The sequence below is a fragment of the Rhodanobacter sp. FW106-PBR-R2A-1-15 genome (genome assembly GCF_058789735.1).
Map to the genome: position 1 here is coordinate 1 of NZ_JBYTEM010000033.1, position 14,936 is coordinate 14,936.

Annotated in this window: 10 protein-coding genes and 1 pseudogene; 4 read left to right on the forward strand and 7 right to left on the reverse strand. The window is 68.9% G+C overall.

All coding sequences use genetic code 11. The features are described 5' to 3' along the window. Positions 1–174 precede the first annotated feature (174 nt). From AC3WTD_RS15200 to AC3WTD_RS15225, 6 genes and pseudogenes are all read right to left on the reverse strand, one after another. Complete coding sequence (locus AC3WTD_RS15200; protein ID WP_492614286.1) at positions 175–1,410, reverse strand: ABC transporter permease; 1,236 nt, start codon at positions 1,408–1,410, stop codon at positions 175–177. 5 nt (positions 1,411–1,415) lie between these two features. Further along, positions 1,416–2,741 (reverse strand): ABC transporter permease, encoded by a 1,326-nt coding sequence (locus AC3WTD_RS15205; RefSeq protein ID WP_492614287.1) that lies wholly within the window; start codon positions 2,739–2,741, stop codon positions 1,416–1,418. 34 nt (positions 2,742–2,775) lie between these two features. Next, positions 2,776–4,337 (reverse strand): annotated as a pseudogene (locus tag AC3WTD_RS15210) (sensor histidine kinase). A 75-nt stretch (positions 4,338–4,412) separates the two neighbouring features. Next, positions 4,413–4,859 carry a response regulator gene (locus AC3WTD_RS15215; protein ID WP_027493314.1) on the reverse strand — a complete coding sequence of 149 codons (447 nt, stop codon included), beginning with the start codon at positions 4,857–4,859 and terminating at the stop codon, positions 4,413–4,415. After that, positions 4,856–6,631, reverse strand: a complete 1,776-nt coding sequence (locus AC3WTD_RS15220) for a sensor histidine kinase (protein ID WP_081666651.1) — start codon at positions 6,629–6,631, stop codon at positions 4,856–4,858. Before AC3WTD_RS15220 ends, AC3WTD_RS15215 begins: the two co-directional genes overlap by 4 nt. A 101-nt stretch (positions 6,632–6,732) precedes the next feature. Continuing rightward, positions 6,733–9,054: a GH92 family glycosyl hydrolase gene (locus AC3WTD_RS15225; protein ID WP_492614288.1), complete on the reverse strand. Its 2,322-nt coding sequence runs from the start codon at positions 9,052–9,054 to the stop codon at positions 6,733–6,735. A gap of 155 nt (positions 9,055–9,209) precedes the next feature. On the opposite strand from AC3WTD_RS15225, the gene fucP reads away from it, so the two are divergent. From fucP to AC3WTD_RS15245, 4 genes are read left to right on the forward strand one after another with little or no spacing between them, the layout of a single operon-like run. After that, complete coding sequence (fucP, locus tag AC3WTD_RS15230) at positions 9,210–10,547, forward strand: L-fucose:H+ symporter permease (RefSeq protein ID WP_027493311.1); 1,338 nt, start codon at positions 9,210–9,212, stop codon at positions 10,545–10,547. A 1-nt stretch (position 10,548) separates the two neighbouring features. Further along, on the forward strand, positions 10,549–11,529 hold the full coding sequence (locus AC3WTD_RS15235; protein WP_027493310.1) for a carbohydrate kinase family protein: 981 nt from the start codon (positions 10,549–10,551) through the stop codon (positions 11,527–11,529). After that, complete coding sequence (locus AC3WTD_RS15240) at positions 11,526–12,752, forward strand: AGE family epimerase/isomerase (protein WP_027493309.1); 1,227 nt, start codon at positions 11,526–11,528, stop codon at positions 12,750–12,752. Before AC3WTD_RS15235 ends, AC3WTD_RS15240 begins: the two co-directional genes overlap by 4 nt. Before the next feature lie 26 nt (positions 12,753–12,778). Continuing rightward, positions 12,779–14,752, forward strand: coding sequence for a M1 family metallopeptidase (locus AC3WTD_RS15245; RefSeq protein ID WP_492614289.1), 1,974 nt, complete (start codon positions 12,779–12,781; stop codon positions 14,750–14,752). Positions 14,753–14,776: 24 nt separating this feature from the next. Here the strand turns inward: AC3WTD_RS15245 and AC3WTD_RS15250 are convergent, their stop codons facing one another. Then, positions 14,777–14,899 (reverse strand): hypothetical protein, encoded by a 123-nt coding sequence (locus AC3WTD_RS15250; RefSeq protein WP_255324890.1) that lies wholly within the window; start codon positions 14,897–14,899, stop codon positions 14,777–14,779. Between the last annotated feature and the right edge of the window lie 37 nt (positions 14,900–14,936).

The following is a 14,936-nucleotide window of genomic DNA, read 5'->3' on the forward strand; positions in this document are numbered from 1 at the left end:
CAGACACCGCCTCGTTGCCTCTGCGCACGCATCACCTGGATGCTCGCTTGCATAACGCGGGACGAGACGGTATCTACAACAAGGTTCCGGATCGTAGGGCGGGCACTGCCCGCCGGCTCCTGCCATGCGATACCGAAGAGCGGCCGGTACTGCCCGCCTTACCAAAGCACCGGCTCATACTGAGCGTGTCGCCTCCACCGGCGGCACGGCGGCAGCGCGCCGCGCCGGGCCGAGCACGGCCAGCTGGCCGAGCAGCCACAGCGACAGCGCGCCGACGCCGAGCAGCCACAGCGGCATCCGCGGCAGCTCGTAGTGCGTCATCAACGACAGGTTCGCGACGATGCCGAGCGCCACGCCCAGCACCGCGCCGATACCGACGATCAAGGCGTTCTCGGTCTGGAAATAACGCAGGATGTCGCCACGCGTCGCGCCCAGGGCACGCCGTACGCCGATCGAACGGCGCCGCTGGCCGACCCAGAAGCTGCTCAAGCCCACGATCCCGCCGGCGGTCGCCAGCAGCAGCAAGGTGCACATCGCACCCATCATGATCGCCACGCCGCGATCGGTGGCATAAGCTTTCGTGCGGGCCTGCGTCAGCGTGACCACGCCATCTTCCGGGCTGATCAGGCGCATGCGGTTCTGTGCAAGCAGCGACGCCGGCGCCGCGTGCAGTGCCGCCTCCAGTCGGCCCGGCTGCACACGCACTAGATAGATCACGCCATCGTCGGGGCTGGCGCGAAGCGCCGGCAGCAGCACTGTGTATTCGTCGATCGAACGTACGCCGCTGCCCGCGTAACTGCCTTGCAGCCGATCGACCACGCCGATGATCGTGCTCGGGCCGTCGTCCCCGAGATACACGCGCCGACCCACGGCCGCGCCGTCAGGGAACAGCTTGTGGGCCAGGTCGCGCGTGATGATGATGACGGCCGGCGCCACCTTGTCGTACGGGCCGAGGCTGCCGATCTCGTCGGCGCGGAAGTTGCGGCCGGCCACCAGTGCGATGCCGAACGTGTCGATCGCGTGCTCGTCGGCAAAATAGGAAAGCGCCAGCTGCAGCTTCTTTTCCTCGACCCGATGCTTGATGCGCACCAGCCCGCCGCCGCTTTCCTGCATCGGGTAGGCCTGACTGGCAAACGCGTCGCGCACGCCCGGCAACTTGCGCAAGGTCGCCAGGTCGGCGTGCATCTGCGCGTGGATATGCGATACGTCCAGCTGGCCGATCCACTGGTTGTTGATCGCGAACAGATGCGCCTCGTCGGTACCGCTTGGGCGCGACAGGTGCACCACCCGCGTCTTGACGATGAACAGCGCGTTGCTGACCACCGCCAGGGTCAGCGCGATCTGCAGCACAATGAGCAGCGTGGCCATCTTGTGTCGACGCAGCGCAGCGAGGATCGGTCGAATCTGCATCGTGCTCATCCGTTCGACTTCAGCTGCCACGCCGGCTGCACCTGGGCGGCGCGCCAGGTGGGATACAGCGCGGCGATCAAGGTGGCGAGTACCGCGACCAGCACGGTCAGCAGCAACAGCGACGTATCCGGCCGCGCCAGCCGGGCGATCTCCGGCTCGAACACCTCGCCAATACCCGCCATGCCCAGCGCCGTCAGCAGCAGGCCCAGCAAGCCACCAGCCAGCCCGATCGCCGCCGCCTCGGTCAGGAACTGGCGATAGATCGCGCCGCGCGATGCCCCCAGCGCGCGCCGCACGCCGATCTCCGGCGCACGACGCATGAAGCGGGCCAGCATCAGGCCGATCACGTTGACGAGGCAGATCAGCAGGAAGCTCACCGAGACGATCAGCGACAGCGCGGACGACTTCGGCACCACTTTCATTACGTGCAGCCACTGCCCTACATTGGACAAGCTCACATTCGGCGACCAGCCAAAGCGACCGAGGCGCTGCTGCTCAGCCGCGTAGTTGCGCAGCCAGTCGCGGTAACGCGCCACGTCAGCGTGCGCCGGTAATTCCACCCAAGCCGCAACCCACGCGCATTCGCTGCGCAGCACGCTGCTCCAGTCCGGCAGGTCGGGACCGACGGTATTCGCGCTGCAGTAGAACTGCCCGGTGGTGGCCTTCTGCACATCGATGGCGCGACTGAACGGCAGGTAGAGCTGCCGCGGATGGCTGAAAGCATAGAACGTGCTGGCCACGTCGAAGTAGCGCGGGCGCGGCTCCCAGTCGTCCAGCACGCCGACGATGCGGTAGACGTGCGCGTCCAGGTTGATCTCGCGGCCCACGCTGTCGGCGCCGCCGAACAGCTTCTGATTGAGCGCGCTGCTGATCACGACGACCGCCGCGCGCTGGTCGTCATCGCTGGCCGACCAGCCGCCGCCGTAGCGGAAGCGCGCGTCGAACATCGCGAAGAAATCGCTGCTGACCGCATCGCCTTCCTGCGGCAACGGCTGCTGCCGCGCGTCGTCCGGCAGCAGCGTCCACTTGCTGCCGTAGATCAGTACCTGCCTCTTCGCCTGCCGCGCGTGCAGCAGCGCCTGCGCATCGGTGTAGCTGAGCAGGATCGGCGGCTCGCCCTTCCCGTTGTGCGCCGGCCCGAAGTTGTCGATCTGCGGCACGAACAACTGGTCGTATTTCCATGGAATCGGATCGGCCGCGGCCACGCGAAACACCGCGAAGGTGACCATGCAGGTGGCCACGCCGCAACCCATCAGCAGCACCACCAGCGCGGTCAGCGCCTTGCTGCGCCGGCAACTGCGCCAGGCCAGATCCAAGTAATACGTCAACAAGGTCACCCCCTGAGTGGCCAGACGAACGGCGGGATCAACCGCCGCTGCCGGCCTCGCGCAGCGCCTTGCGCAGCGTGCGCAGCAGCAGCTGGGTGGTGACCGGCTTGTCGATCACATAGAGATGCGGCAGCGGCGGCAGCTCGTGCAGGTCCGGGGTCGCGCCGGGGCGCGCCAGCAGGATCACCGCATGGCGGTAACCCTGCTCGATCAGCGCCGCCAGCGTGCGCACGCCGGTGAACAGGTTCATGTCCGCGTCCAGCACCACCAGGTCGGGCAGGCCGGCGGCCTCGATCCACTGCAGCGCGGCGGTGCCGCTCTGGCTGGCGTGGGCCTGGTAACCCCAGGCATCCAGTGTGTCGGCCAGCAGGGACAACTGGCCGGCCTCTTCCACCACCACCAGCACGCGCTCGGCGGCACCTTCAAGGTTGTCCTGGTCGCCCGCCTCGCCGTTGTCGGCGGCCAGTCCCTCCAGCGGGAAATAGAGGTCGAAGCGGCTGCCGCGGCCCCGCTCGCTGTCCACCCGCATCACGCCGCCATGGCTGGTGACGATGCGCTTGCACGAGACCAGGCCGAGCCCGGTACCGGCTTCCTTGGTGGTGAAGAACGGCTCGAACAGGCGCTCCTTCACCGCCGGTTCCATGCCTGGGCCGTCGTCGATCACGCTGATGCACAGGTAGCAGCACTGCCGCGACGACTCACCGGGCTGGAAGAAGTCCTCCGGCAGTTGCGTCCGCGCGGCTTCGACGCGCAGGCGGCCGCCGTCCGGCATCGCCTGGATCGCGTTCAGGCACAGGTTCAGCAAGCACTGCTGCAACTCGGTGTGGTTGCCTTCGAACGACAGGTCCGGATCGTCGATCGCCAGTTCCATCGTCACCGTGTGCGGCACGCTGCCCTGCATCAGCAGGTCGAACGCGCTGAACAGCGTGCCAGCCGCACCTGTTCCGCGCGGCGCGCGCCGCTGGCGAACGACAGCATCGAGTGCACCATGTCCAGGCCGCGCTTGCCGCAATCGCGCACCAGCTTGCCCAGCCGCGCCAGGCGCGGGTCATGCTGGTAATCCTGCAGGCTGTCGCCGGCCAGCAGCAGCGGCTGCAGCAGGTTGCGCAGGTCGTGGCTGAGGCCCCCGGCAAGCATCGCCAGGCTCTCGAAGCGCTGCGCGCGGACCAGCTCCGCCTCGGTGCGACGGCTGGCCCGGCGCGCCGAGGCCTCGCTCAGGGCGCGGCGCACCGCGCTGGCCAGCCGGGCCGGATTCTGCTTCAGGATGTAGTCGGTGGCGCCGTTGTGCAATGCCTCGATCGCCGCCTCCTCGCCCAGCGTGGCGGAGACGAAGATGAACGGCAGGTCCTCGTCGCGCCGGCGCAGCAGCTCCAGTGCATGCTGGCCGGAAAAGCCCGGCATGCTGAGGTCCGACAGCACGATGTGCGGCCTGAAGTCGTCCAGCGCGGCGACGAAGCTGGACTCGTCGTCGACCAGGCGCACCTCATAGGCGATGTGGTCGGCGTCGAGCTCGGCGAGCACCAGCTCCGCATCGAGCCGGCTGTCCTCGACCTGCAGCACCCGGATGGCCGGCGTCTCCCTGGGTTTTCCGCTTGGCATGGGGTTCATCGCTGCTGTCCGTTTCTGGAACCCGTAGGCCGTGGGAGCCGCCGCGGGTGTTAGCGTTCCATCCGTTCACTCCGGGCTGGGCGCCTGGTTGAGCACCGCCCAGAACTGGCCCAGTGTACGCACCGCGTCGAAGAACTGGTCCACGTCGACCGGCTTGATCACGTAGGCGTTGGCACCGAGGTCCCAGCTGCGCGCCAGGTCGCTCTCCTCACGCGAGGAGGACAGGATCACCACCGGGATCCGCCGCAGCCGCTCGTCGCCGCGCATCGCGGTCAGCACGTCCAGCCCGTTCATGCGCGGCATCTTGATGTCCAGCAGCACCACCGCCGGGTCGCCCGGCTCGCGCGTGGCCCACGCGCCGCGGCAGTGGAGGTAGTCCATGCACTCCACGCCGTCCTCTACATGCACCACCGGGTTGGCCAGGTGCGCCTCGCCCAGCGCGTCCATCGCCATCTCGGCATCGGCCAGGCTGTCCTCGGCCAGCAGGATGGTGCGCAGGTCTTTCTTGTTCATGCTTTGCTCTCGGTGCGTGTGCCGGACGCGTCGGTGGCCGGCAGCGAGAAATGGAAATGGGCGCCCCGGCCCGATTCGGCCTCGGCCCAGACGCGGCCGCCGTGGCGCGCCACGATCCGCCGCACGTTGGCCAGCCCGATGCCGTTGCCCGGAAACTCCGAGGCCTTGTGCAGGCGCTGGAACACGCCGAACAGCTTGTCCGCATACTGCATGTCGAACCCCGCGCCGTTGTCGCTTACCGTGAATTCGTAGTCGCCGTTGCGACCCTGGCGCACGCTCACCTCGATGCGCGCCACCTCACAGTGGCCGGTGTACTTCACCGCATTGGCGAGCAGGTTCTGCCACACCGTGCGCAGCATGTTCTCATCGCCGATCACCATCGGCAACGGCGCGATGCTCCACACGATACGCCGCCCCGACACACCCGATTCGGCCAGTGCGCGGGCCTCGTCGACCAGCGACTGCATGTCCACCGCCTGCAGGCGCAGCGCGCCGCGGCCGAGCCGCGAGAACACCAGCAGGTCGTCGATCAGCACGGCCATGCGCTGCGCCGAGCCGGCGATCACCTCGATGTAGTGGGTGGCTTTCTCGTCCAGCCGCTCGTCCAGGTGCTGCTCCAGCTTGCGTGCGAACCCGGCGATGTGGCGCAGCGGTGCGCGCAGGTCGTGTGACACCGAGTAACTGAACGCCTCCAGTTCGCGGTTGACGTCGGAAATCTGCGCCACCTTGCCTTCCAGCTGATGGTTGAGCTCGTTCACCTGCTGCTCGGCCAGCGCGCGCGTGGTGACGTCGCTGACCGTCAGCAGCAGCGCCGGGGTGCCGCCGTCCTGCTGCTGCAGCCGGCGCGCGTTGATCAGTACGTGGCGGTCGATGCCATCGACGGTGCGCTGCACCATCTCGTAGTCCCACAGCTCGCGGTCGCGCAGCAGCACGTCATTCAGGCGCTGCAGCAGCACGCCGTCGCTCCACGCGCCATGGCCGATCTGCACCAGCGGCAGCGAGCGCCGCCGCGGATCCATGCCGTACAGTTCGCTGAAGGCGTTGTTCACCAGCAGGCTGTTGAGGTTCTCGTCGAACAGCGCGATCGGCTCGCGCACCGCCTGGAAGATCAGCTGGGAACGCAGCACCGCGCGACCTTCGCGGGTCTCCGCCAGCTGGCGCCGACCGATCTGCCGCTCGGAGGTGACCACGATGATGACCAGCAGCAGGATCTGCGCCAGCGCGGTGATCGAGAGCACGATGCGCCCCTCGAGGGATTGCCGTGCGGCCGCCTTCTCGCGCTGCAGCAGCAGGCCGTCCTCGATCTGCACGATGCCGGCGATCTGCGGGTTCATCCCGAACAGGTCGTCGGCATCGCGCAGCGATTGCCGCGCGCCGGCGGGGTTGCCCTGCCGCAGCCGCTCCAGCGCCTGGTTCATCAGGGTGAGGCGGCCGTTGACGCTGCTGGCCAGCGAGCCCATCAGGGCCTGCTGGTCGGGGTTGTCGCGCGTCATCCCGCGCAACTTCTGCAGCAGCGGCGACACTTCGTTGCCGACCCGCTCGGCGCGCCCGTGGGTGGCCGCGTTCACGTCGCCCGCCAGCAGCCGGTAGCTGGCCGCCTCGCTGTCATGCACCATGTAGGCGATGCGGTAGGCCAGCGCCTTCACCTCGGTCGAGCGCGCCACCCATTCGGTGGCCCGTGCCGTGTCGCGCGCGCCCTGCAGCGTGACGATGTACGGCAGGCCGACGATGAACAGCATCGCCAGCAACAGGCCGGCGGTACGCCAGCGCATGATGCCCCGCGTTGTCATGTCGCCAGCCGCATCGGCGCGCCCATGAGGAAGTCCCCGCATTCTGGCATGTTTCATCCGCATGCCGCCGTTGCCATGCGCGTTCACCGCCCGTAGCGGCTCATCGCCGCCGGGCGGGCGGCCGCCGCGCCGCCCCATGTGCGGTCCGGCTGCCCCTGCATGGTGTAGTGCAGCTCGCCGCCGGCCACGATCTCGCCGTGGCGCAGGTAGCTGCGCTCCAGCGGCTTGCCGTTCAGCGTCACCGCGCCGACGTAGGGGTGGGCGTCGTCCAGCGGCGAGGCGCTGATGGTGAAGGTACGCCCGTGGCCGAGCTGGATCGTGGCGCGCGCCACGAACGGCCGGCCGATCGCGTACTCGTCGCTGGCCGGCGTCACCGGATAGAAGCCGAGCGCGGTGAACACGTACCAAGCCGACATCTGGCCGAGGTCGTCGTTGCCGCTGAGGCCGTCGGGACGCGGCGCGTACTGGCTGTCCATGATCTGCTTCAGCCGCGCCTGGGTCTTCCACGGCGCGCCGGCGTAGTCGTACAGGTAGGCGATGTGGTGGCTGGGCTCGTTGCCGTGCGCGTACCAGCCGATCAGCCCGGTGATGTCCTCGACGTGCTTGAAGTGCGAGGGGTCGACCTTCGCCTCGAACAGCGCGTCGAGCTTGGCCACGAACTTCGCGTCGCCGCCCATCGCAGCGATCAGCCCCGCCACGTCCTGCGGCACGTACCACGAGTACTGCCAGGCGTTGCCTTCGGTGTAGTCGCTGCCGTAGCCGGCGGCCTCGGGATCGAACGGCTCGCGGAACTTGCCGTCGCTGAGCCGCGCGCGCATGAAGCCGCTCTTCGCGTCCCACGCGTGGCGCCAGTTGCCCGCGCGCCTGGCGAATGTGGCGGCGACGTCCGTCTTGCCCATCGCCCTGGCCATCTGCGCCAGCGACCAGTCGTCGTAGGCGTACTCCAGTGTCTTCGAGGCGGCCTCCGGCTCCTTGTCGATCGGCACGTAGCCAAGCTTCATGTAGTCGGCCAGGTCGCCGTACGGCGCGTAGGTCGCGCTGGCCACCATGGCTGCCAGCGCCTTGTCCGCATCGAAGCCGCGCACGCCCTTGACGTAGGCGTCGGCGATCACCGGCACCGCGTGGTAGCCGATCATGCACCAGGTCTCCAGCCCCTGGTACGCCCACACCGGCAGGATGCCGAACGGGCTGGCCTCGCGCGCGGCGACCAGCGAGCGCACGAAGTCGCTGCTGAGGTCAGGCCGCAGCAGCACCATCAGCGGCTGCTGCGCGCGGTACACGTCCCACAGCGACCAGGTGGAGTAGAACTCGAAGCCGTCGGTGCGATGCACCGCGTGGTCCGGCCCGCGGTACTCGCCGTTGGCGTCCATGCTCAGCGTGGGCGACAGCATGGCGTGGTACAGCGCGGTGTAGAACTGCGTCTTCGCGGTCTTCGGCGCATCCACGTCGATCACCGCCAGCGCCTGGTCCCAGGCGGCTTTCGCCTCGGCGCGGCGCGCGTCGAAATCCCAGCCCGCGCCGTCCTTGTCCAGGTTGGCGACTGCGTTCGCCTCGCTCACCGGCGAGATCGCCACCTTCACCTCCAGCGGCTGGTGCAGCTGGCCGAAGTCGAACACGCCGACCAGCGCGCGGCCGTCCTGCGCGTCGCGGTCCTCGGCCTGATGGCCCGGTCCCTTGAAGCCCTTGTAGGTGATGTCGGTCTCGCGGTTGTACAGCTCGCGCGAGGTCATCGGCGCGGAGAAGCGCATGGCGAAGCACAGCTCGCGCCCCGGCGCCCAGCCGCGGGTGCTGCGGCAGCCGGTGACGCTGCCGTCGGCATGCACGCGCAGGCTGGCCCACAGCACCTTGCCGGGGTAGTCGTAGATGCTCGGGCGCAGGTCCAGCAGCAGGTGCGCGGGCTTGCCGGCCGGAAAGGTGTAGCGGTGCCAGCCGATGCGGCGCCCGGCGGTGAGTTCGGCGCGCACGCCGTAATCGCTCAGCGTGACCGCGTAGTAGCCGGCCTGCGCCACCTCGCTGTCGTGCGAGAAGCGCGAGCGGTAGCCGCTGCCCGGCGCGGTCGGGTCGCCGGGCTCCAGCCGCACGTCGCCGGCAATCGGCATCAGCAGCACGTCGCCCAGATCCGAATGGCCGGAGCCGGAGAAGTGCGTGTGCGAGAAACCCAGCATGCTGCTGTCGCCGTACTGGTAGCCGGCGGCCCACTTGTAGCCGTGCTTGAAGTCGGGCATCGCGGTGTCGGGCGAGAGCTGGATCATGCCGAACGGCACGGTGGCGCCAGGGAAGGTGTGGCCGTCGCCACCGGTGCCGATGCGCGGATCGACGTCGGCCGCGTGCCCGCGCGAGCCCAGCGCGGGCGCAGCGGCCATCAGTCCCAGCAGGGCGAGCAGCATCGTGATGGTGCGGGGCATGGAAGACCTCGGCGAGGGACGGAAGCCTGAAGGTAACACCGCCGGCGGCATGTTGCGGCGCGCGATCGGCGTGGCGGCGAAAACGGTTACATTGGCGGCACGGCGCCGTCGATCGGTCCGTCCACCTTCCGCCACTTGCGAACCGGAATACCGCCATGGCCCTTGCCACCGTACCGCCCTCCCCGCCTGCATCCGCGCCGGACCGCGCCGGTCACGAACCCTACACCAGCCATCCGACGGCGCTGGGCGTGCTCACCACCATCTTCTTCATGTGGGGTTTCCTGACCTCCCTCAACGACATCCTGATCCCGCACCTGAAGTCGATCTTCCAGCTCAACTACGCGCAGGCGATGCTGGTGCAGTTCACCTTCTTCGGCGCGTACTTCCTGATGGCGCTGCCGGCGGGCCAGCTGGTCGCCGCGCTGGGCTATAAGAAGGGCATCGTGGCCGGGCTGGCGATCGCCGGCGTCGGTGCGCTGGGCTTCTGGCCGGCCGCGGGGCTGCAGCTGTACCCGGCCTTCCTCGCCGCGCTGTTCGTGCTGGCCACCGGCATCACCGTGCTGCAGGTGGCGGCCAATCCGTACGTGGCCCTGCTCGGCCCGGAGAAGACCAGCTCCAGCCGGCTGACCCTGGCGCAGGCGCTGAATTCCGCCGGCACCGCATTGGCCCCCTACTTCGGCGGCCTGCTGATCCTGTCCAACGTGGTGAAAAGCCCGGACGAACTGGCCGTGCTGGAACCGGCGCAGCGCCTGCTCTACGACACCCAGCAGGCACAGGCGGTGCAGGGGCCGTACATTGGTCTGGCGGTGGTGCTGTTTCTGCTGGCGGCCTTCGTCTGGCTGTTCCGCCTGCCGGCGCTGAGCGAGGCCACCGACAAGGACGACCACGCGCGCCACGGCTTTGCCGAGGTGCTACGCCACCCGCACGTGCTGTTCGGCGTGCTCGGCATCTTCTTCTACGTCGGTGCGGAAGTGTCGATCGGCAGCTTCATGGTCAACTACCTGTCGATGCCCGAGATCGGCCACCTGAGCGAGCAGCAGGCTGCCGGCTACGTCTCGTGGTACTGGGGCGGCGCGATGGTCGGCCGCTTCGTCGGCTCAGCGCTGATGGCGAAGTTCTCGCCGCGCAAGCTGCTGGCACTGTTCGCCGCGATCAACGCGCTGCTGGTGCTGACCACCATATCCAGCAGCGGCGCGCTGGCGATGTACAGCATCATCGCGATCGGCCTGTTCAACTCGATCATGTTCCCCACCATCTTCGCGCTCAGCATCGAGCGGCTGGGGCCGATGACCAGCAAGGCGTCCAGCCTGCTGATCATGGCCATCGTGGGCGGCGCGATCATCCCGCCGCTGCAAGGGGTGTTCGCCGATCATATCGGCCTGCAGCACGCGTTCTTCCTGCCGCTGCTGTGCTACCTGTACATCGTGTTCTACGGCCTGCGCGGCTCGCGCATCCGCAGCATCCCGGCAGCGGACGCCAGCGAAATCCACTGACATGCCGACACGGCCCATCCTGTGCTTCGGCGAGGCACTGATCGACCTGCACGCCGACGGCCTCGACCCGCGCGGCTTCGCCGCCAGCTTCGTGCCGTTCGCCGGCGGCGCGCCGGCCAACGTGGCGGTCGCCGCGGCGCGGCTCGGCGGCGATGCCCGCTTCGCCGGCATGCTGTCGACGGACCGCTTCGGCGACTTCCTGCTCGACAGCCTGCAGCAGGCCGGCGTCGGCACCGCCGACGTGGTGCGCACCGATGCGGCGAACAGCGCGCTGGCCTTCGTCACGCTGGACGCCCACGGCGAACGCAGCTTCGCCTTCTACCGCGAGCGCAGCGCCGACCTGCTGTTCCGGCCGGCCGACTTCCGCGCGGATGCCTTCCGCGAGCTTGCCGTGTTCCACGTCTGCTCCAACAGCATGACCGACCCGGCGCTGGCCGCCACCACCCGCGAAGGCATGCAGCGCGCGCACGGCGCCGGCGCGCTGGTCAGCTTCGACCTCAACCTGCGCCCTGCGCTGTGGCCGGCCGGCAGTGATCCGCACCCGCTGGTATGGCCGGCGCTGCATCTGGCCGACGTGGTGAAGCTCTCCGCCGAGGAATTCACCTGGCTGGCGCCGGACGGCGAGCAGGCCGCGCTGGACCGGCTGTGGCAGGGCCGCACCCGGCTGGTGCTGGTGACCGACGGCGCGCAACCGCTGCGCTGGTTCCACCCTGACGCCGAAGGCGAACTGCCCGGCTACACGGTCGCCGTGGTCGATGCCACCGCCGCCGGCGACGCCTTCATGGGCGGCCTGCTGTGCTGCCTGGCCGAGCTGGAAGCCGGCCCGGACCGGCTCGACCGCCTGGTCGCCGCGATGCCGCGGCTGCACGCGATGCTGCGTTTCGCCGCCGCCTGCGGCGCGCTCACCGTCACCCGCCGGGGCTCGTTCGCCGCCATGCCGCGCGGCGCCGAGGTGCTGGCCTTCATGGAACAACAGGCATGAGTCACGCCCCCGACTTCCGTGCCGCCAAGTTCCTGCGCGGGCACATCGCGCAGACGATGGCGTTCTACCACCCGCGCGCGATCGACCCGCAAGGCGGCTTCTTCCACTACTTCCGCGACGACGGCACGGTCTACGAGCGCAACCACCGGCACCTGGTCAGCAGCACCCGCTTCGTCTTCAACTACGCGATGGCGGCGATCGAGTTCGGCGACGATGCGGCACTTCAGCGCGAGTACCTCGACGCGGCGCGCCACGGCCTGCGCTACCTGCGCGAGGTGCACCGCGACCCGTACACCGGCGGCTACGCCTGGACGATCCGCGACGGGCAGGCGGAGGACCGCACCAACCATGCCTACGGCGTGGCCTTCGTGCTGCTCGCCTACGCCAGCGCGCTGAAGGCCGGCATCGGCGAGGCCGCCGCGTGGATGGACGAAACCTGGCACCTGCTGGAGCAGCACTACTGGGAGGACGCCGCCGGCCTGTACCGCGACGAGGCGGACGCGGCCTGGCACTTCAGCGGCTACCGCGGCCAGAACGCCAACATGCACATGTGCGAGGCGATGCTGGCCGCCTACCAGGCCAGCGGCGAAGCGCGCTATCTCGACCGCGCCTACACCCTCGCCGACCACATGACCCGCCGCCAGGCCGCCAAGGCCGGTGGGCTGGTGTGGGAGCACTACGACGCCCGCTGGGCCATCGACTGGGACTACCACCGCGACGACCCGAAGCACCTGTTCCGTCCGTGGGGTTTCCAGAGCGGCCACCAGACCGAATGGGCCAAGCTGCTGCTGACCCTGGAGCCGCTGCTGCGCCGGCACGGCTACGACGAGGACTGGCTGCTGCCCACCGCGCGGCAGCTGTTCGACACCGCGCTGGCGCGCGCCTGGGACAGCGAGTACGGCGGCATCTGCTACGGCTTCGCGCCGGACGGCAGCGTGTGCGACGACGACAAGTACTTCTGGGTGCAGGCCGAATCGCTAGCCGCCGCCGCACGGCTGCATGCGCACACCGGCGAAGCCCTCTACGACGACTGGTACGGCAAGCTGTGGGCTTACGCTTGGCAGCATTTCGTCGACCACCGCCACGGCGCCTGGTACCGCATCCTCAGCCGTGACAACCGCAAGCTCAGCGACGAGAAAAGCCCGGCCGGCAAGACCGACTACCACACCATGGGCGCCTGCCACGACGTGCTGGCGCTGCTGCGTGCCGGTGGCCGGCCGTGACCCGTTTCCTCTGCCCAAGGCACCGCATGAAGAAGCCCGCCGTTTTGCTTGCCGCCAGCGCCACCCTGCTGCTGGCCGCCGCTGCCACGGCTGCGCCGGCACCGGCAGCGGCGAAGTTCGACCCGCTGCAAGCCTTCGCGCCGTACAGCTACCCGCAGCCGGCCACGGCCTACCGCTCGGCCAGCGGCAAGCCCGGGCCGCTGTTCTGGCAGAACCGCGCCGACTACACCATCACGGCCACGCTCGACCCGGCCACCCGGCAGCTGCGCGGCAGCGAGGTGATCAGTTACACCAACCACAGCCCCGACGCGCTCGACGTGCTGTGGCTGCAACTGGACCAGAACCGCTATCGGCGCGACGCCCGCGGCGCGTTCACCAGCAAGTTCCCCACCGAGTTCACCGACGGCTACCGGATCGCCACGGTCGAGCTGGAGGACGCGCACGGCAAGCGGCAGGCGGTGCCGTGGCTGGTTTCCGACACGCGCATGCAGGTGCAGTTGCCGGTGGCGCTGCAAGGCAACGGCGGCAACCTGCGCCTGCACGTCGCCTGGAGCTACACCGTGCCGGGCGAGTTCGGCGGCCGCACCGACGTCAACCCGAGCCAGAACGGCGAGATCTTCGAGATCGCGCAGTGGTACCCGCGCATGGCCGTGTACGACGACCTGCGCGGCTGGGACACCGCGCCCTACCTCAACAGCGAGTTCTATCTCGAGTACGGCGATTTCGACTACGCCATCACCGTGCCGAGCGAGATGATCGTGGCCGGCTCCGGCGAACTGGTGAATCCGCAGGAAGTGCTGACCAGCACCGAGCGCGAGCGGCTGGAGCAGGCGCGCCGCAGCGACGCCACCGTGATGATCCGCACACTGGAAGAAGTCGCCCAGCCGTCCAGCCGTCCGAAACAGGGCGGCACGCTGACCTGGCACTTCCGCATGCAGAACACCCGCGACGTGGCGTTCGGCGCCTCGAAGGCGTTCGTGTGGGACGCCGCGCGGATCAACCTGCCGCAGGGCAGGACCGCGCTGGCGATGTCGGTCTACCCCGTCGAAAGCGGCGGCAAGGAAGCCTGGGGCCGCGCCACCGAATACCTCAAGGCCGCCACCGAGTACTTCTCGCGGCAGTGGTACCCGTACCCATGGCCGGTGGCGATCAACGAGGCCGGCACCGCCGGCGGCATGGAGTACCCCGGCATCACCTTCGACCACAAGCTGGCCAAGGGCAGCAAACTGCACATGGTGATCGCGCACGAGATCGGGCACAGCTGGTTCCCGATGATTGTGGGCAGCAACGAGCGCCGCGACGCGTGGATGGACGAGGGCTTCAACACCTTCATCGACGTCTACGAGGACTACGCCTTCAACAACGGCGAGTACGCCCCCAAGCGCGACAGCGAGTACGCACCCGGCGGCGGCAACCCCGCCGACGAGATCGCGAAAGTCATCGCCGACCCCGCCGCGCCCGTCCTGATCAACGGCGCCGACATGATGACGGAGAAGTACCGCCACCCGATCAGCTACTTCAAGGGCGCGTTCGGGCTGGTGCTGCTGCGCGAGCAGATCGTCGGGCCGGAGCGCTTCGACCCCGCGCTGCGCCGCTACATCGCCACCTGGGCGTTCAAGCACCCCAGCCCATCGGACTTCTTCCGCTTCATGGAAAGCGAGACCGGCGAGGACCTGGGCTGGTTCTGGCGCGGCTGGTACGAGCACAACTGGCAGTTCGACATGGCCGTGCGCAAGATCGCGCCGATCGACGGCCACTGGTCGCATGGCGCGGAAGTCACCATCGCCAACCTCGGCCAGCTGGTGCTGCCCACCACGCTGCGGGTGACCTACGCCGACGGCAACACGCGGGACCTGCGCGTGCCGGTCGAGACCTGGCAGCAGCACCGCGAGTACGTGGTGCGCGTGGCCGGCACGCAGAAGGTGGTGTCGGCCACACTGGACCCGCTGCATGCCCTGCCGGAAGCGGACCGCTCGAACGACACGCTGAAGGTGAAATAGCCGCGCGCCCCGGTCGACGACCCGTCAGAAAACCAGCCGCGCCCCCAGCATCCAGGTGCGGCCGGGACCCGGTTCGAAGTAGCGCCCGTTGCTGTCGTTGACGATTACCGAACCGACGTAGCGGCGGTCGCCGAGGTTGTTCACCACGACTGACAGTCGCCTGCCGCGAAACTTCGGAAAGCGT

Bases quoted from the DNA above. Each gene is read 5' to 3' on its own strand.
- AC3WTD_RS15235 (WP_027493310.1), top strand. From the start codon at position 10,549: ATGCCGACACGGCCCATCCTGTGCTTCGGCGAGGCACTGATCGACCTG.
- AC3WTD_RS15200 (WP_492614286.1), bottom strand. From the start codon at position 1,410: ATGCAGATTCGACCGATCCTCGCTGCGCTGCGTCGACACAAGATGGCC.
- AC3WTD_RS15220 (WP_081666651.1), bottom strand. From the start codon at position 6,631: ATGCGCTGGCGTACCGCCGGCCTGTTGCTGGCGATGCTGTTCATCGTC.
- AC3WTD_RS15245 (WP_492614289.1), top strand. From the start codon at position 12,779: ATGAAGAAGCCCGCCGTTTTGCTTGCCGCCAGCGCCACCCTGCTGCTG.
- AC3WTD_RS15240 (WP_027493309.1), top strand. From the start codon at position 11,526: ATGAGTCACGCCCCCGACTTCCGTGCCGCCAAGTTCCTGCGCGGGCAC.
- AC3WTD_RS15215 (WP_027493314.1), bottom strand. From the start codon at position 4,859: ATGAACAAGAAAGACCTGCGCACCATCCTGCTGGCCGAGGACAGCCTG.
- fucP (WP_027493311.1), top strand. From the start codon at position 9,210: ATGGCCCTTGCCACCGTACCGCCCTCCCCGCCTGCATCCGCGCCGGAC.
- AC3WTD_RS15225 (WP_492614288.1), bottom strand. From the start codon at position 9,054: ATGCCCCGCACCATCACGATGCTGCTCGCCCTGCTGGGACTGATGGCC.